Origin of the sequence: Phaeobacter sp. JH20_37 (assembly GCF_048056015.1) — a bacterium.
In the GTDB taxonomy this organism is placed as follows: domain Bacteria; phylum Pseudomonadota; class Alphaproteobacteria; order Rhodobacterales; family Rhodobacteraceae; genus Phaeobacter; species Phaeobacter bryozoorum.
On the sequence record NZ_JAYMWW010000013.1, the window covers coordinates 354253 to 370499 of the forward strand.

At 62.0% G+C, this 16247-nt stretch carries 16 protein-coding genes; 7 read left to right on the forward strand and 9 right to left on the reverse strand.

The features are described 5' to 3' along the window. The first annotated feature begins 10 nt into the window (after positions 1-10). Positions 11-901 carry an archaetidylserine decarboxylase gene (gene asd / locus VWZ87_RS06525; protein ID WP_340545463.1) on the forward strand — a complete coding sequence of 297 codons (891 nt, stop codon included), beginning with the start codon at positions 11-13 and terminating at the stop codon, positions 899-901. A 3-nt stretch (positions 902-904) separates the two neighbouring features. On the opposite strand, the gene VWZ87_RS06530 is transcribed toward asd, so the two are convergent. Beyond that, complete coding sequence (locus VWZ87_RS06530; RefSeq protein WP_340545462.1) at positions 905-1327, reverse strand: PaaI family thioesterase; 423 nt, start codon at positions 1325-1327, stop codon at positions 905-907. Between the two features lie 128 nt (positions 1328-1455). Here VWZ87_RS06530 and VWZ87_RS06535 point away from each other — a divergent pair, with 128 nt between their 5' ends. The 4 genes from VWZ87_RS06535 (at position 1456) to gluQRS (ending at position 5473) form a co-directional block, all read left to right on the forward strand. Beyond that, positions 1456-2244, forward strand: coding sequence for an enoyl-CoA hydratase (locus VWZ87_RS06535; RefSeq protein WP_340545461.1), 789 nt, complete (start codon positions 1456-1458; stop codon positions 2242-2244). A 365-nt stretch (positions 2245-2609) separates the two neighbouring features. Then, entirely contained in the window at positions 2610-3953 is a 1344-nt protein-coding gene (gene trmFO, locus VWZ87_RS06540; RefSeq protein WP_416536016.1) for a methylenetetrahydrofolate--tRNA-(uracil(54)-C(5))-methyltransferase (FADH(2)-oxidizing) TrmFO, read from the forward strand. A 33-nt stretch (positions 3954-3986) separates the two neighbouring features. Next, positions 3987-4601: a class I SAM-dependent DNA methyltransferase gene (locus tag VWZ87_RS06545; protein ID WP_416536019.1), complete on the forward strand. Its 615-nt coding sequence runs from the start codon at positions 3987-3989 to the stop codon at positions 4599-4601. After that, a complete protein-coding gene (gene gluQRS / locus VWZ87_RS06550; RefSeq protein ID WP_416536021.1) occupies positions 4598-5473 on the forward strand; it encodes a tRNA glutamyl-Q(34) synthetase GluQRS in 876 nt (291 codons plus the stop codon). The genes VWZ87_RS06545 and gluQRS overlap by 4 nt, the downstream gene beginning before the upstream one ends. Before the next feature lie 57 nt (positions 5474-5530). Here gluQRS and hisI read toward each other — a convergent pair whose 3' ends face one another. Further along, complete coding sequence (gene hisI / locus VWZ87_RS06555; protein WP_416536023.1) at positions 5531-5908, reverse strand: phosphoribosyl-AMP cyclohydrolase; 378 nt, start codon at positions 5906-5908, stop codon at positions 5531-5533. A gap of 59 nt (positions 5909-5967) precedes the next feature. Between hisI and VWZ87_RS06560 the strand changes: the two genes are divergently transcribed. After that, positions 5968-6420 (forward strand): iron-sulfur cluster assembly scaffold protein, encoded by a 453-nt coding sequence (locus tag VWZ87_RS06560; protein ID WP_340545456.1) that lies wholly within the window; start codon positions 5968-5970, stop codon positions 6418-6420. A gap of 368 nt (positions 6421-6788) precedes the next feature. Here VWZ87_RS06560 and VWZ87_RS06565 read toward each other — a convergent pair whose 3' ends face one another. The 5 genes from VWZ87_RS06565 to VWZ87_RS06585 all read right to left on the reverse strand — a co-directional run bounded on the left by VWZ87_RS06565 (position 6789) and on the right by VWZ87_RS06585 (position 12711). Continuing rightward, the gene (locus tag VWZ87_RS06565) at positions 6789-6911 is read right to left on the reverse strand and encodes a hypothetical protein (RefSeq protein ID WP_024097384.1); all 123 of its coding nucleotides are present in this window, start codon (positions 6909-6911) and stop codon (positions 6789-6791) included. Between the two features lie 191 nt (positions 6912-7102). After that, positions 7103-9193, reverse strand: a complete 2091-nt coding sequence (gene recG, locus VWZ87_RS06570; protein WP_416536025.1) for an ATP-dependent DNA helicase RecG — start codon at positions 9191-9193, stop codon at positions 7103-7105. Beyond that, complete coding sequence (gene ligA, locus VWZ87_RS06575; RefSeq protein ID WP_416536303.1) at positions 9190-11385, reverse strand: NAD-dependent DNA ligase LigA; 2196 nt, start codon at positions 11383-11385, stop codon at positions 9190-9192. Before ligA ends, recG begins: the two co-directional genes overlap by 4 nt. A gap of 202 nt (positions 11386-11587) precedes the next feature. Further along, positions 11588-12307, reverse strand: coding sequence for a response regulator transcription factor CtrA (gene ctrA / locus VWZ87_RS06580; RefSeq protein ID WP_340545454.1), 720 nt, complete (start codon positions 12305-12307; stop codon positions 11588-11590). Positions 12308-12432: 125 nt separating this feature from the next. Then, complete coding sequence (locus VWZ87_RS06585) at positions 12433-12711, reverse strand: DUF1153 domain-containing protein (protein ID WP_040104126.1); 279 nt, start codon at positions 12709-12711, stop codon at positions 12433-12435. Between the two features lie 149 nt (positions 12712-12860). Between VWZ87_RS06585 and mnmA the strand changes: the two genes are divergently transcribed. Next, positions 12861-14006, forward strand: coding sequence for a tRNA 2-thiouridine(34) synthase MnmA (mnmA, locus tag VWZ87_RS06590; RefSeq protein WP_340545453.1), 1146 nt, complete (start codon positions 12861-12863; stop codon positions 14004-14006). Positions 14007-14277: 271 nt separating this feature from the next. Here mnmA and lpxB read toward each other — a convergent pair whose 3' ends face one another. Continuing rightward, positions 14278-15459 (reverse strand): lipid-A-disaccharide synthase, encoded by a 1182-nt coding sequence (gene lpxB, locus VWZ87_RS06595; protein WP_416536027.1) that lies wholly within the window; start codon positions 15457-15459, stop codon positions 14278-14280. Beyond that, on the reverse strand, positions 15456-16244 hold the full coding sequence (locus tag VWZ87_RS06600) for an LpxI family protein (RefSeq protein ID WP_416536029.1): 789 nt from the start codon (positions 16242-16244) through the stop codon (positions 15456-15458). The genes lpxB and VWZ87_RS06600 overlap by 4 nt, the downstream gene beginning before the upstream one ends. Positions 16245-16247 lie beyond the last annotated feature (3 nt).

The window sequence follows — 16247 nt, forward strand, 5'->3', positions numbered from 1 at the left end:
GGCAGGCCCCATGCAGCGCGACCCTATCCTAGTTGTTGACCGCGACACCGGAGACACCTTTGAAGAGGTCGTTCTGGGTGAAAAATGGATCCGCTGGGCCTATCAGAACGCCAGCGCAAAACCGGTGGAAAAACTGTTGTTCCGCTCCGCCCTGATCAGCCGCCTGATGGGAGCATGGTTTGATTCGTCCCTCTCCAGAGGGAAGATCCAGACCGTGGTCGACGATCTTGCCATCGACATGAGCGAGGCGACGGAACCGACGGAAAACTATGCAACTTTCAACGCCTTCTTTGCCCGCCACCTGAGGCCGGAGGCACGCCCCTACAGCGACGATCCCAGCGAAATCGTCAGCCCCGCCGATGGTCGGGTGCTGGTCTTTCCCGAGCTGGCGGAGGATGTCTTTGTCCCCGTAAAGGGGCATCCGATGTCGGTGCGGACCATGCTGCCCGGTATTTCTGACCGCTTTGTTGGTGGCGCGTTGGCCATCGTCCGGCTCTGTCCTGCGGATTACCACCGCTACCACTTCCCGGCCGCCGGTCGCATCACCGCCGCGCAGGATATTCCGGGCGCGCTGCATTCGGTGAACCCCATCGCGCTTGGCGCAGGTCCGGATGTCTTTGGCGAGAACAAACGCAGCTGGACCCTGATCGACACAGACACCATTGGCAGCTACGCCTTTGTCGAGGTCGGCGCCTTTGGCGTTGGCTCCATCGTCAACACCCGCACCTCGGGCGCGGTGCAGAAGATGGACGAAAAGGGCTATTTCAAATTCGGAGGCTCCACCGTTGTGGTGGTGTTCGAACCGGGCCGCGTGCAGTTCAGTGACGATCTGGTCACCAATAGCGCCAGGGGCCGCGAAACCCTGGTGAAAGTTGGCCAGCCGCTGGCCACCGCGCTCTGACGCCTATCGCTCTGGCGGGATGGCATAGGTCATGGTGGAGCGGGCCACCGGACGCGGATCCCCTTCGGAGAATAACAGCACATCGCCCACCGCCAGCTGGCGTCCCAGTTTCAGCAGCTTGCCTTCGGCAATCAGGGGCGTGCCGCCTGCCGGTTTGCGCATGAAGTCGAACGAGGCATTGGTGGTCACCGCCAGCGCCTTGCGCCCCAGCCGCGACAGAACCAGCGCATAGATGGTGACATCGGCCAGACCAAACATCGACGGTCCTGAAACGGTCCCACCGGGGCGCAGGTGACGCTCATCCACCAGAAGCCGCATCGTGATCCCGTCCTCATCCAGCCGGTCAATCACAAAATCATTGGCCACCTCTGCAAACACCTCATGCAGATAAGCTCCCAACCCTGCGGCATCAAACGCCAAGCCCATGCTGTCTCTCTCCCTCACTGTTGCCGGTTCCCTGCGAGCCGATGTCGCATGGGGTGGCGGCGCAATACCGGTTCCCCCCTAAGTGCAACATGTTCTAACGTTGGCCTTAATCCGGGGAGGGACACAAGATGACAATTTTGGAACGTCACGACAGCAACGGCATCGCCACGCTCCATCTCAACGCGCCCGAGCGGCTGAATGCGCTGTCGGACGGGATGCTGGCCGCACTTCAGGGGCAGATCGACAGCCTGCGCGACGACGACGAAACCCGCGTCGTCATCCTCGCCGGACGGGGCAAGGCGTTCTGCGCGGGCCATGATCTGCGTGAAATGACAGCCGGGCGGCAGGCCGAGGATGGCGGACAGGCCTATTTCGCCGATCTCTTTGCCCGCTGCACCGAGGTGATGCTGGGCCTGCAACAGATCCCGCAGCCGGTAATCGCACAAGTCCACGGTATTGCCACCGCAGCCGGCTGCCAGCTGGTGGCCTCCTGCGATATGGCCGTCGCCGCCGAGGGCACACGCTTTGGCGTCAATGGCGTCAATATCGGCCTGTTCTGCTCCACTCCCATGGTGGCGCTGACCCGGAATATCTCGCGCAAACATGCCTTTGAAATGCTGACCACCGGCGATTTCATTGACGCCACCCGCGCCGAGGAGCTGGGGCTGATCAACCGCATCGCCGCAGCTGAGGATCTGACCGAGACCACAAATGCCCTCGCCCAAACCGTGGCAAGCAAACTCGGCGCCGCCGTCAAGATCGGCAAACGCGCGTTTTATGACCAGCTTCAGCTGCCCACGGCCGATGCCTATGCCCACACCGGCGCCGTCATGGTCGAAAACCTGATGCTGCGGGATACCGTCGAAGGTATTGATGCCTTTCTGGAAAAACGCGACCCGGACTGGAAAAATCGCTGATCTGCTCAAAAAATCTAAAAGACATAGAAAATTTTAGTCTTTGTTTACGATTGGTGATTTATTGTTTCCATGTCAGGTCTTTCAAACAAGGCAAGATCATGGCAAAGATTGGGCAGGGTTGGTGAGACATGGTCACAAACCCCAGCACAATTAGGGTCGCTGATGCGGACCGTCCCTCCACCGGGTCTCTCCCCCGGCCAGACAGTTCCTCAGCGACCCCAATACCCCTCCCGCTCAGACCAGTCGACATTTCCACTGCTTGCAACAGGCTCGCTTGGCCCAAAAGCACCAGTTTTTCGTGCCGATCTGCACAAGCCGCACCGCGCAATATTGCGTGACGGCCCCAGCTGCCCTATGTGGCGGGCATGACAAAAACATTGCATATCGTGGGCGGCGGCATGGCCGGCTCAGAGGCCGCATGGCAGGCCGCACATATGGGCGTAGAGGTGGTGATCCACGAAATGCGCCCAAAGGTGGAAACCTTTGCCCATCAGACCGGCAATCTGGGCGAGATGGTCTGCTCCAACTCTTTCCGCTCAGACGATGACGAGCAGAACGCCGTGGGCCTCCTGCATTGGGAGATGCGCGCAGCTAACGGGCTGATCATGTCCACCGCCGAACAACACCGCCTGCCCGCCGGCGGCGCACTGGCGGTGGACCGCGAGCCCTTTGCCGAAACCGTCACCGCGCGGCTGAAGGCGCTGCCGAATGTCACCGTTTCCTATGAGGAAATCACCGAGCTGCCCGCCGATGGCCACTGGATCTTTGCCACCGGCCCGCTGACTTCGCCTGAACTCGGCAAGGCCATTCAACGTGAGACCGGCGCCGAGGCGCTGGCCTTCTTCGACGCCATCGCCCCGATCATCTACGCCGACAGCATCGACATGTCGCAGGCCTGGATGCAGTCGCGCTACGACAAGGGTGAGACCGAAGAAGAGCGCACCGCCTATCTCAACTGTCCGATGGACAAGGATCAGTACGAAGCGTTCATCGACGCGCTGCTGGCCGCCGACAAGACCGAATTCCACGAGGGTGAGACCGCAGGCTATTTTGATGGCTGCCTGCCGATCGAGGTGATGGCCGAACGCGGCCGTGAAACCCTGCGCCATGGCCCGATGAAACCGGTGGGGCTGACCAACCCGCACCAGCCGGAGGTCAAGGCGCACGCGGTGGTCCAGCTGCGGCGCGACAATGCGCTGGGAACGCTGTTCAACATCGTCGGCTTCCAGACCAAGATGAAATACGGCGCCCAGACAGAAGTGCTGCGGATGATTCCGGGGCTGGAAAACGCCAGCTTTGCCCGCCTCGGCGGCATCCACCGCAACACATTCCTGAACTCCCCCACCCTGCTCGACGCGCAGATGCGGCTGAAATCAAAACCGCACCTGCGGTTTGCCGGCCAGATCACCGGGGTCGAAGGCTACGTGGAAAGCGCCGCCATGGGCCTGCTGGCCGGCCGTATGGCCGCTGCCGAGATCCTGGGCCAGGAACTGCCGGAAGTGCCGCAGGACAGCGCCATGGGCGCCCTGATCCATCACATCACCGGCGGCGCCGAGGCCAAGACCTTCCAGCCGATGAATGTGAACTTCGGCCTGTTCCGCCCGGTCGATGGTCTCAAAGGCGGCCGCCGTGGCCGCAAGGACCGCTACAAGGCCTATACCGACCGGGCCAAAGCCGCGTGGCAGGACTGGCTTGGCAACTTTTCCTAGACGCTTCGGGCGGCGAAGGCATAAACTGTCGTCATGAGCAAAAAGTTCCTCGACAAATCCTATGACCTGGAAACACCGGAAGCGACCCTGGCGCATTACGACCAATGGGCCGCTTCCTACGATGCCGAAATCGCCGAGAACGGTTACGCGACGCCGGGACGGATTGCCCTGGCGCTGGCGAAATTCCAATCGGATATGAGCGAACCCGTTCTGGATTTTGGCTGCGGCACCGGCCTGTCAGGTCTGGCACTGCGCCTCCAGGGGTTTGAAACCGTCGACGGGATGGAGCCCTCCGCCCGGATGCTGGAGCAAGCCCGTGCCAAAGACGCCTACCGCCAACTGACGCAGATCGACGCCGCCGACCGCCAGCCGATCCCCAAGGGCGCTTATCGTCTGATCACCGGCTGCGGCGTTCTGGGCACCGGTGCCGCTCCGCCTGCGGTCTTCGACAGCATCCTGCACGCCCTGCCGCGCGGCGGCCTCTTTGCCTTTTCCTACAATGATCACGCACTGGAGGATCCCGCCTATACCGGCAAGCTCAACGAATGGCTGGATTGTTCGGCGGCACGGCTGCTGTTTCGGGAACACGGTGACCACCTGCCCGGAATCAACCTGAAGTCCACCGTTTATGTGATTGAGAAAGCGTGACATTCGCAACCCGATTTGCGCCATCCCCAACTGGACCGCTGCACCTCGGCCACGCCTATTCGGCGCTTCTGGCACATGATATGGCGCGGGCAGCGGAGGGCATTTTCCTGCTGCGCATCGAAGATATCGACCAATCCCGCTCCCGGCCCAGCTGGGAGGCGCAGATCTATGACGACCTGCATTGGCTCGGCCTCCGCTGGCCGCAACCGGTGATGCGCCAGTCCGAACGGCTGCCACGCTATCGCGCCGCGCTGGATCAGCTTGCGGCAATGGGGCTCACCTATCCCTGCCGCTGCAACCGCGCCGATATCGAGGCCGCCGCAGGCGCGCCGCAAGAAGGCGTACCGCAATTCGGCCCCGACGGGCGCATCTATCCGGGCAGCTGCCGCAGCCGCGCAATGGCCGACGCCGCACCGCAGGACGTGATACGGCTCAACATGGCAAAAGCGCTGGATGCGGCCAGCCTGCGCAGCTTCTCGGAAACCGGCCTATCCCATCAGGGCCGGCACCGGCTGAACCCCGATCAGCTGCTTACCGCGGTCGGCGATATTATCCTCGTCCGCCGCGGCATGGGCAGCGCCTACCACCTCTCCGTAGTTGTCGATGATGCCGATCAACAGATCACCCATGTCGTGCGTGGAGAGGATCTATTCGAGGCTACGCAGATCCACGTGCTGCTCCAGGCACTGCTCGGCCTGCCGACACCCATCTACCACCACCACGGGCTGATGCGCGACAATCAGGGCAAGCGACTTGCCAAGCGCGACGATGCCCGTGCCCTCGCCAAATACCGCGCCGAAGGCGTCAGCCCGTCGCAGATCCGCGCCATGGTCGGCTGCGCTGCGGTGCCCGAACAGACATCTTCTGGCTAGAAATATCCCCGCCGGAGGCACGGCCCGCACCGGGCCGTCCCCTTCAGCCGGTTGCTGTCAGACCATCGGCGCCATCAGCTCGACCTCCTCGCCATCGCGAAGGGCAGTATAAAAACAGCTGCGCCGGTTGGTGTGGCAGGCAGGCCCGGTCTGACGCACCACCGCCAGCAGGCAATCGCGATCGCAATCCACGCGCAGATCGACCAGTTCCTGCAAATGTCCCGAGCTTTCGCCCTTGATCCAGAATGCCTGCCGCGACCGCGACCAATAGGTGACCCGGCCACTGTCCAGCGTCTGTCTCACCGCATCGGCATTCATCCAGGCCATCATCAGGACCTCGCCGCTGCCCTCCTGCTGCGCGATGCAGGGGATCAACCCGGCCTCATTGTACTTTAGGCTAAGAGGATCAAACGACATGGCAAAAACCTTTTGCATCTGGAGACTGGCTCCCTATGTATTGGGAACAGCACGTAAGGGAAAGCCCGAGGTATCCGATGTCCGGCGAGACTGATCTGATAAAACTCTACTCCGCACGGATCCTGGCCCTGGCCGCCGATATCCCGCATCTGGATCGTCTCGACGCCCCGGATGTTACGGTGAAAAAACGCTCGCCCCTGTGCGGCTCGACCGTGACCGTCGATCTTCGGATCGAGGATGGCGCGATTGTCGGATTCGGTCAGGACGTCAAAGCCTGTGCGCTTGGCCAGGCCTCGGCAGCGGTTGTCGGCGAGGTCATCCTGGGTCGCACCCTGCCCGAGGTTGAGCGTGCCCGCCAGCAGCTGAAGGCCATGCTGACCGAAGATGGCCCGGTTCCGGACGCGCCGTTTGACGGGTTCGAAGTCCTGATCCCCGCCCGAGAGTTCAAGAACCGCCACGCCTCGATCATGCTGGCGCTCGATGCCACCTATGAGGCTATGCAGACCCATCAGGAACAGAGCTGCGCCTGATGGTCGCCTGCCGATCCAGCGTTACAAGTTCAACATGTTGGATCAGTCGCGCACGCCAACAAGGCAGATCCGCAGTCATGATCCAAGGCCGCCATCTCAGCCGCCGATTGATATGCCTGCCTCACCAGCGCCCGTGACGACAGCCAGAACAACCCTTCCAAACGGGCCACATGAAAAAACCGCCGCACACCTGACAGGTGGCGGCGGCAGTATGCTCTCTCATGCGGGACCCGAACGGGGCCTGTTGACCTGAGGCAGGTCGGCCAGACCGGCAGGCAAACCGGGCAGGCTTGGGACAGGCGGCCCCGTCCGGCATAAAGAGTGCGATCAGGAAATCTCAAAAACTCAAGGCTGGTCGCCCGGCGTCATCACAGCAGACCCGGCAGGTGCAACCCCGCGACCAGCATCACAACCAGTGCCGCCGCGCCAATGGCGTCTTGCAACAGTGTCGATTGGGCATTCTGAACAGTCGTCTTGATTTGGGTCATCATGGTGCATCCTCCTGTCTGTCTTGCGCTCGCTCTCTGGCGTGTTGTTGCCTATTTGTTCTCATATTCAAACGCGGCTGTAAAGAACTTTATGAGAACATTTGCGAACACATGAGAACACGGCGCAAAAACACAAAGCAGCGTCTCGATCATAAGGGCCGCCGCTGATGAAGGTTTCAGCTCAGGAAGACGTGCTAACCGACAGAAATCAAACGGATCGCCTGATCCTGTTTCATCAGCCACAGAAGAACCCGCGCCGCCTGTCCGCGCGGGCTGGACAGATCGGGATCGCTGGCCAGCAGGGCCCGCGCGTCGCTTTGTGCAACAGCCATCAACCCGGCCTGACGGTCCAGATCGGCGATGCGGAATCGCGGCAGCCCCGATTGTGCGGTGCCGATGACATCGCCCGCACCGCGCATCTCAAGATCGGTTTCGGCAATGCGAAAGCCATCCTCGGTCTCGCGCAGGATCTCCAACCGTTTCTGGCCGCCCTTGCTGAGCGGCGCCTGATAGAGCAGGAGACAGGTCGAAGCCGCATCCCCGCGCCCGACACGGCCGCGCAGCTGGTGCAGCTGTGCAAGGCCGAATATCTCGGCCCGCTCGATCACCATGATCGACGCATTGGGCACATTGACTCCGACCTCGATCACCGTTGTGGCCACCAGAACCTTGGTCTCTCCAGCCTGAAAGGCAGCCATCGCCGCGTCTTTCTCCGCCGGGGGCATCTGTCCGTGAACCAGCCCGACCACGCCCTCTCCCAGCGTCGCCCGCAGATGTTTGAACCGCTCCTCGGCGGCGGTCAGATCCATCACCTCGGATTCCTCAACCAGCGGACAGACCCAGTAGCATTGCCGCCCGGCTTCGATGGCGCCGCGCAGATGGCTGACCACCTCCTGCATCCGCTCGGTGCTGATAACCGCAGTCTTGACCGGTTTGCGACCGGGCGGTTTTTCATCCAGTACCGAAACTTCCATATCGCCATATTGCGTCAGCGCCAGCGACCGCGGAATCGGTGTTGCGGTCATCACCAGCACATCCGCGCCTTTGCCCTTTTCCGCCAGCTCCATGCGCTGGCGCACGCCAAACCGATGCTGTTCGTCGACAATCGCCAACCGCAGATCCCGAAACACCACATCCGGCTGAAACACCGCATGGGTGCCGACCAGAATATGAATGTCCCCCCGCGCCAGCGCCGCGCATTTTGCGGCCCGCTCCCGGCCCTTGTCGCGGCCTGTCAGGAGTTCCAGAACCACGCCTGCGGTTTCCGCCAGCGGGCGCAGCGCCTCCAGATGCTGACGGGCCAGAATTTCGGTCGGCGCCATCATGACACCCTGCCCGCCTGCTTCAACTGCGACCAGCAAAGCCATGAAAGCAACAAGAGTTTTGCCAGCGCCGACATCGCCCTGCAACAGACGGTTCATCCGCGCGCCAGCCGCCATATCGGCGGTGATCTCCGCAATTGCGCGGGCCTGCGCATTGGTCGGCCGATAGGGCAAGGCCGCAAGCACCCGCGATTGCAACGCCCCGCTGGCCAGGCTGCTGCGCCCCGGCAACGTCCGATCCCGCAGCCGCGCCAGCGCCAGTGTCAGCTGATGGGCAAACAGCTCATCATAGGCAAGACGTGTCCGACCGGGTGCCTCTGCTGCCAGCGCATCCGGCCCGTCGGGGTTATGCGCAGCGCGCAGCGCCTGCTGCCAGCTTGGCCAGGATTCCTTGGTGATCTGCGAGGGATCTGCCCATTCGGCCAGCTCCGGCAAGCGCGATAGCGCGCTTTGCGCCGCCTTGAACATGGTTTTCTGCGACACACCATGGGTCAGGTGATAGACCGGCTCAAAATCGGGGATCTCGGCAGCCTCTGCCAGCGGCAGCATATGGTCAGGGTGCACCATCTGCGCCATGCCATCAAACAGTTCCAGTTTGCCCGACACCACCCGGCGCGCCCCCTCCGGCAGCTGGGCCTCCAGATAGCGGCTGCGACCGTGGAAAAATACCAGCTGGAATTCCTCCTCGGCGTCGCTCACCTGGATCCGGTAGGCGCCCCCCTTGTTCCGCGCCGGCCGATGCGCGCCGATGGTCACCTCAACCGTTGCAACCGTGGGAAAATCAAGCCCGCGAATACTATCGCGCCGCCGTCGATCCACCACCGAATAAGGCAGCGAAAACAACATGTCACGCGGCGTTTCTATATCAATCTGCGCAAAATGCTGCGCCGTCTTCGGGCCGATACCCTGAAGCGTTTCCAACCCGGCAAACAGCGGGAAGAGGATCTCTGGTCTGCCGCTCATGCGCCCGCAATCAGCTCCAGCCAGCCGTCTTCGTCGAGGATCCGCACACCAAGATCGCGAGCCTTCTGCTCCTTTGACCCCGCACCGGGACCTGCGACCAGAATATCCGTCTTTTTCGACACCGAGCCGGCCACCTTCGCCCCCAGGGCTTCGGCGCGTGCCTTAGCTTCGGCGCGGGTCATTTTCTCCAGCGTCCCGGTAAAGACCACCGTCAGGCCGGTGACCGGGCTGTCGTTCTTCGGAGCTTCGGGCGGAATGATCAACAGATGGCCGCGCAAGGCGTCGAAGGCCGCCCGCTCATCGCTATTGGCAAAAGCATCGGAAAGCGACAGACCCAGCGTTGCGCCAATGCCGTCAATCCCGATCAGATCCTCCCATGCCGCGGTGGCCCCCGCAGGCACGTTCAGCGCCGCAATGGCCCGGTCTCGCGCTTCCTTGATGCGGGCGCGACGGCCCTGCTGGGCTGCTGCAACCCGCTCGGCCTCCTCGGCCTCATCCGCTGCGCGCTGCGCCAGGGCGGCCGGGCGGGCCAGATCAACAGCCGCCGCCATCGCGTCCCAATCCGCATAATGGAGCGCCAGATCGCGCGCGCCGACCTCGCCCACGTGGCGAATGCCAAGACCAAAGATCAGCCGGGCCAGCGCGATGTTGCGCTTCTCGTCAATCGCGGCGAAGAGGTTGGCGGCAGAGGTCTCGCCCCAGCCATCGCGGTTTTTCAACTTGGCCAGATTCTGCGCATCCCGCGCCTGAAGGGTAAAGATATCGGCCGGCGTTTTGATCGCCAGACCCGCGTCACTGTAAAAGGCTTCGATCTGCTTGGCGCCCAGACCTTCGATATCGAAAGCCTTGCGCGAGACAAAATGCTTCAGCTTCTCAACCGCTTGTGCCGGACAGATCAAGCCGCCGGTACAGCGTCGCACCGCGTCGCCCTCCTCACGCACGGCCGGGCTGCCACATTCCGGGCAAACGGTCGGAAAGGCGAAGGCAACCGCGCTCTCGGGACGTTTGGACAGATCCACATCGGCAATCTTCGGGATCACATCCCCGGCGCGGTAGACCTGAACCCAGTCGGCGACCCGGATATCCTTGCCGTCGCGGATCTCTTCGCCCTTGGAATCCAGCCCGGCGATATAATCCTCATTGTGCAGCGTCGCATTGGAGACAACAACGCCGCCCACCGTCACCGGCTGCAACCGCGCCACCGGGCTGAGTGCGCCGGTCCGTCCAACCTGAATGTCGATGCCCTCCAGCCGCGTCCAGGCCAGTTCAGCCGGAAATTTATGCGCAATCGCCCATCGCGGGGTGGTTGAGCGGAAGCCGAGACGGTCCTGCAAGGCCAGCGCATCCACTTTGTAAACCACGCCGTCGATATCGTAGCCAAGCGTCGCCCGCTGTTCCTCGATCAGGCGATAATGCGCAATCAGCTCGGTTGTGCCCTTGCAATATTTGGTCAACGGGTTGGTCTGAAAGCCCATGCCCTTCAGGCGTTCAAGCGCTGAAAACTGCGTATCGGCGAGCGGCTCCGACAGCTCGCCCCAGCTGTAGGCAAAAAAGCGCAGCGGCCGCGACCGGGTGATTTCAGCGTTCAGCTGCCGCAGGGATCCCGCCGCCGCATTGCGCGGATTGGCGAAGGTTTTGCCACCCTGTGCGGCGTGCCGATCATTCAGCGCCGTAAAATCCGCATGGCTCATGTAGACCTCGCCGCGCACCTCAAGCACCGCCGGAGCATCGTCGATCCGCTGCGGAATATCGGCAATGGTCAGGGCGTTTTCGGTGACATTCTCCCCCACCGCCCCGTCGCCACGGGTGGCCGCATGGATCAGCCTGCCCGCTTCATAGCGCAGCGACAGCGACAGCCCGTCGATCTTCGGCTCCGCCGTATAGGCCAGCGGGTCCTCGGCGCCGAGGCCAAGATATTTGCGCAGACCTTTGTCGAAATCGCGCACGTCCTCGTCGTCAAAGGCGTTGCCCAGCGACATCATCCGCTGTGCATGGGTGATCTTGCCAAAGCCGGAGGCTACCGGCGCACCAACCGTCTCCAGCTCGGTTGCGATCTCAGCCAGATCGGGAAATTGCTCCGCCAGCGCGCGGTAGCGGCGTTTCTTAGCGTCATATTCCGCATCGCTGATCTCGGGATCGTCGGCCTGATGATAGGCAAGATCGGCGGCGCGCAACTGCTCCTGCAACGCCATAAATTCGCGGCGCGCCTGATCCTTGGTCAAACCGTTCAAATCGCTGTTGCCTGACTGTGTCACGTCTGTCGCCTCGCTTTATCTTAGCTAGGTGATAGGACGGTGACGCCATCGCGTCCAGCCACAGCGCAGGTGACAGACGTGAAAAATCCCGCCGTAGCGGGATCGTTCGGGAACCGGGTGAGATGAAGGTCGCGCCGGATCAGGCGCCAACAGCCATCCGGTGACCCCCAGTCAGCTGATCGTCCTGCGGATCGCGCAGCACATAACCGCGGCCCCAGACTGTTTCGATGTAGTTATCGCCACCTGTCGCCGTGCTCAGCTTCTTGCGCAGCTTGCAGATAAAGACGTCGATAATCTTCAGCTCGGGCTCATCCATGCCGCCATAGAGATGGTTCAGGAACATCTCCTTGGTCAATGTGGTGCCCTTGCGCAGGCTCAGCAGCTCCAGCATCTGGTATTCCTTGCCGGTGAGATGCACGGCCTTGCCTGCAACTTCCACCGTCTTGGCATCCAGATTGACCGAAATCTTGCCGGTGTTGATAATCGACTGGGAATGCCCCTTGGAGCGGCGGATGATGGCGTGAATACGGGCCACCAGTTCCTCGCGATGGAAGGGTTTGGTCAGATAATCATCGGCGCCAAAGCCAAAGCCCTTGATCTTGTTTTCGGTGTCATCTGCACCGGACAGGATCAGAATGGGCGTCTCGATACGGGCCATGCGCAGCTGCCGCAGCACCTCGTGGCCGTTCATATCGGGTAGGTTAAGATCCAGCAGGATCAGATCGTAATCATAGAGTTTAGCAAGATCGATCCCCTCTTCGCCGAGATCGGTCGAATAAACGTTGAGGTTGGCATGAGTCAGCATCAACTCAATGCTCTTCGCCGTTGTTGGATCATCCTCAACAAGAAGAATGCGCATATTATTTTCTCCGCCTGTACACTGTTTCCCTCAGGTCGAATTAACCTTGGTGGAAAAAAGTTAATGGCCCGTTACCATGATGGTTAATTTGCGCGTTCACCTCAAGTCTGAATGATTTTTTTGCGTCAGGATTTACGATAGTCTTTGAGACGGGTGGCTTTCAGGGCGTCCTCGCCAAAGTCCGCAACAGCGGAAACCCAGCTGCGAAACTCCTCTTCGGAGAGGCTGTATCTGCGCAATGCCTCGCTTTGCGGGATCAAGCCGTAGAGGACACCGCGCACAACCGCCGCCTTGCGTGAGGCCACCCAGCGCCGCGTGGTCTTTGGCGGCAGATCCGCGCGCGTCATCACCGTGCCATCCGGCAGGGTCACAGCGCGCGGGCCATCGACTTTCTTCAAGAACATCTTTTCTTCCTTCGTGTGGAGCATAGAAATTGGTCCGTCCCCACATTTCGCGCAAACGCCTTAAGGAGGGGTGAACCTGCCCCCTTGAGGATCATTAGGATTTTCCTATATTCTGCGGTGTCTTTCCCACATATCCGAGGAGTCGCCTGATGGCGCAGGATGCCAATCCCCAACTGAATTCGCTTGGCTTTGCCAAACCACCGTCGGAGACGCGGGTGGTTGTCGCCATGTCGGGTGGCGTCGACAGCTCTGTTGTTGCTGCACATTTGGCCGATGAAGGCTATGATGTTGTGGGCGTGACGCTACAGCTCTACGACCATGGTGCGGCGCTTGCAAAGAAAGGCGCCTGCTGTGCGGGGATCGATATCCATGATGCGCGCCGAGTCGCCGAGGAGCGCGGCTTTCCGCATTACGTGCTGGATTATGAGAACATTTTTAAGGATGCGGTGATCGATGAGTTCGCCGACAGCTATCTGGCTGGCGCAACCCCGGTACCCTGTATCCGCTGCAACGAACGGGTCAAGTTCAAGGATCTGCTGGAAACCGCCCGCGATCTGGAAGCCGACTGCATGGCCACCGGCCACTATATCCAGCGCAAGGATGGGCCAAACGGGCCGGAGCTGCATTCGGCCGAGGATGCCAACCGCGACCAGAGCTATTTCCTGTTCTCCACCACCCCCGAGCAGCTGGACTATCTGCGATTCCCGCTGGGACATCTGCCGTCAAAGGACGCCACCCGCGAGATGGCGGCACAATATGGTCTGGCGGTGGCCGATAAACCCGACAGCCAAGACATCTGCTTTGTTCCCAATGGTGATTATGCCAGCGTGATCGAGAAACTGCGCCCCGGCGCGGCGGAGCCGGGGGACATCGTTCATGCCGATGGCCGGGTGCTCGGCCGTCACAACGGTGTCATCCACTACACCATCGGCCAGCGTCGCGGCCTCGGCATCGGCGGGCTGAGCGAACCGCTTTATGTGGTGAAACTGGATGTGGACAAGAAACAGGTGGTCGTTGGGCCCAAGGACTTGCTGGCCACCCGCACCATCCCGGTGCGGGAAATCAACTGGCTCGGCGATGAGCCTTTCACCAGCCGCGACGAATGGCATCTGAAGGTCAAGGTCCGCTCGACCCGGCCCCCGCGCGATGCGGTGATCCGTCCGATCTCGGAGACCGAAGCCGAGGTCGAACTGCTGACCCCGGAAGAGGGTATTTCCCCCGGACAGGCCTGCGTGTTCTATGCTGAGGAGGGCAGCCGTATCTTTGGCGGCGGCTGGATCTGGCGCGGCTACTGACACGGCCAGGAACACGGTGCGTCTGTCAGGGAAGGCGCAGCCTCCGCGCGATACGCGCGGCTTGTCCTTGACAGGCCCTCCCCAAATCCAAAATCGAGATAGCGCCTGAGGGCAGACCTGCCCTTAGGCGCGTCTCAGCAAAATATAATCCACCACAACACCACGCCCAACGGCACATGCTCAGTTACCCGCATTGCGGCGCGCACCGCGCGGGTGCATAGCGCCCGCGCTACGAGAGGCCACCTGCCGGAGGCTCTGCATCCGGCAGGCTTCAGGAGACGGCGGAGGTCTGCGCAGACAGACGATCCAACACTGCGCGGGCCGCGCGCAGACCGGGGTCTTCGCCCCCCTCGCCCAGCCGCTCCATCGTGATCGCCATGGCAGAGGATTGCGCGGTAGGCGCCGCCTTGACCTTGATCAGCGCCTTGGCGATAGCCTCCGGCGTACACTCAGGGCCGAGGCATTCCGGCACCACGCGTGTATCGCTGACCAGATTGACCAGCGTGACGGTGTCAATCAACGCCATGCGCCGCATGATATGCCAGGTGAGCCACTGGAATTTATAGGCAATCACCATTGGGGTGCGCGCCGCCGCCAGCTCCAGCGAGACCGTACCAGAAGCCGCAAGCGCCAGATCCGCCGCCGCAAAAGCCGCGCGTTTATGTGCCTTGGCCACCTCACCGTCCAGCGTATTGGGGTCGATCACCACCGCGGTATCCGACCATTCCGCAAGATGGCTGCGCACCAGATCGGCAACCGGAGCTGCGGCCGGCACCACGATCCGGTATTCGGGATGGCTGTCCTGAAACTGTTTCAGGGCCGCACCGAATACCGGCGCCAGACGTGTCACCTCAGAGCGCCGCGATCCCGGCAGCGCCAGAATGCAGGGCGCCTCCTCCAGCTGGTACTGGCTGCGAAAGGCGGCAATCTCCTCCGCCGTGGCCTGTGGCTCCCCCACAACGGGGTGGCCAACGAAATCGCACTCCATGCCAGCCGCTTCCATATAGGGCGGCTCAAACGGCAGCAGCGCCAGCACATGATCGATGACCCGGGCCATTTTTTCGGCCCGCTTGGGGCGCCAGGCCCAGACCGATGGCGCCACATAATGTACCGTGCGAATACTGCTGGCTTCTTTCACCAATGCGGCGACCCGTAGGGAGAAATCCGGGCTGTCGATGGTGATCATCACATCCGGCTTCATGTCCAGAACCGCCTCTGCGGTTTCGCGAATGCGGCGCTTCAGCTGGCGGTATTTCGGCAGCACCTCGGCCAGCCCCATGACCGACAGCTCCGACATATCGAAGCGCGACTTTAGGCCTTGTTCAGCCATCAGCGCGCCGCCAACCCCCTCAAAGATGATATCCGGGCGCAGCTGCCGCAGACCTGCCATCAGCGCACCGCCAAGGCGGTCCCCAGAAGGCTCGCCTGCGAGGATGAACACCCGTAGGCTCATGCGCTGCGCAGCCAGAGAAACAGCCCGAGCCGGTTGCAGGTGGCCACCACCTCATCCTGATCGAGCACGATAACACCGCCTGCCTCCAGCACGATCCCCGACAGCCCAGCCTTGGCCGCCAGCTCAACCGTCTGCACGCCGATCGTGGGCAGATCCGCGCGGCGGTCCTGTCCGGGTTTGGGCGCCTTGAACAGCAGACCTCCGGTGCCGTCAGGCCGGTTCTGCAACGCCGTCAGCATCCAGTCGGTGCCAAAGAGGTTCTCGACCGCAATCGCCTGTCCGCGCCGCACCGCGCAGGACTGGCCGACATCGGCGCGGCACATGGCCTCGACAACCTCTGCGCCGCGTTCTGCATCGCGCCGGTCCAATTCGCCGGGCTGCACCTCGGTCGGGATGCCCTCGGCCATCACCAGATCTGGTGCTACCTCATGGGCAGCGCGCACGCACATGCCCGCCTGCTCAAAAAGGCCGATGATTGCGCGCAATGCCCCGTCGTCACCTGCGGCAATCGCCCCCTGCAGGATCGGAACCAGCGGCATGGTCTCGGCATCAATCTGCGATGGATCAATGGCCGGGCGGCGCACTGCGCCCGCCAGGCAGATCTCGCGCACGCCGCTGGCCGACAGGCGCGCGATAAAGCTGCCGAGCTGTTCCAGGCGAAAGGTCAGCTCCGACTCAATGTGATCGGGCTCGGAGCCGCGCATGGCACAGACCAGCGGCCGGTCGGACAGGCGCGCGGCCAGTTCGGCAGGCAGTGCGCCCTGCCCTGCAATCAATGCCAGCATGGT

What these genes read in the sequence shown, in the direction of transcription:
- trmFO (WP_416536016.1), top strand. Translation starts at nt 2,610, where the DNA reads ATGACAAAAACATTGCATATCGTGGGCGGCGGCATGGCCGGCTCAGAG.
- VWZ87_RS06585 (WP_040104126.1), bottom strand. Translation starts at nt 12,711, where the DNA reads ATGTTCTTGAAGAAAGTCGATGGCCCGCGCGCTGTGACCCTGCCGGAT.
- VWZ87_RS06530 (WP_340545462.1), bottom strand. Translation starts at nt 1,327, where the DNA reads ATGGGCTTGGCGTTTGATGCCGCAGGGTTGGGAGCTTATCTGCATGAG.
- mnmA (WP_340545453.1), top strand. Translation starts at nt 12,861, where the DNA reads ATGGCGCAGGATGCCAATCCCCAACTGAATTCGCTTGGCTTTGCCAAA.
- VWZ87_RS06600 (WP_416536029.1), bottom strand. Translation starts at nt 16,244, where the DNA reads ATGCTGGCATTGATTGCAGGGCAGGGCGCACTGCCTGCCGAACTGGCC.
- lpxB (WP_416536027.1), bottom strand. Translation starts at nt 15,459, where the DNA reads ATGAGCCTACGGGTGTTCATCCTCGCAGGCGAGCCTTCTGGGGACCGC.
- VWZ87_RS06565 (WP_024097384.1), bottom strand. Translation starts at nt 6,911, where the DNA reads ATGATGACCCAAATCAAGACGACTGTTCAGAATGCCCAATCGACACTG.
- hisI (WP_416536023.1), bottom strand. Translation starts at nt 5,908, where the DNA reads ATGCAAAAGGTTTTTGCCATGTCGTTTGATCCTCTTAGCCTAAAGTAC.
- ligA (WP_416536303.1), bottom strand. Translation starts at nt 11,385, where the DNA reads ATGGCGTTGCAGGAGCAGTTGCGCGCCGCCGATCTTGCCTATCATCAG.
- VWZ87_RS06545 (WP_416536019.1), top strand. Translation starts at nt 3,987, where the DNA reads ATGAGCAAAAAGTTCCTCGACAAATCCTATGACCTGGAAACACCGGAA.
- ctrA (WP_340545454.1), bottom strand. Translation starts at nt 12,307, where the DNA reads ATGCGCATTCTTCTTGTTGAGGATGATCCAACAACGGCGAAGAGCATT.
- VWZ87_RS06535 (WP_340545461.1), top strand. Translation starts at nt 1,456, where the DNA reads ATGACAATTTTGGAACGTCACGACAGCAACGGCATCGCCACGCTCCAT.
- recG (WP_416536025.1), bottom strand. Translation starts at nt 9,193, where the DNA reads ATGAGCGGCAGACCAGAGATCCTCTTCCCGCTGTTTGCCGGGTTGGAA.
- VWZ87_RS06560 (WP_340545456.1), top strand. Translation starts at nt 5,968, where the DNA reads ATGTCCGGCGAGACTGATCTGATAAAACTCTACTCCGCACGGATCCTG.
- asd (WP_340545463.1), top strand. Translation starts at nt 11, where the DNA reads ATGCAGCGCGACCCTATCCTAGTTGTTGACCGCGACACCGGAGACACC.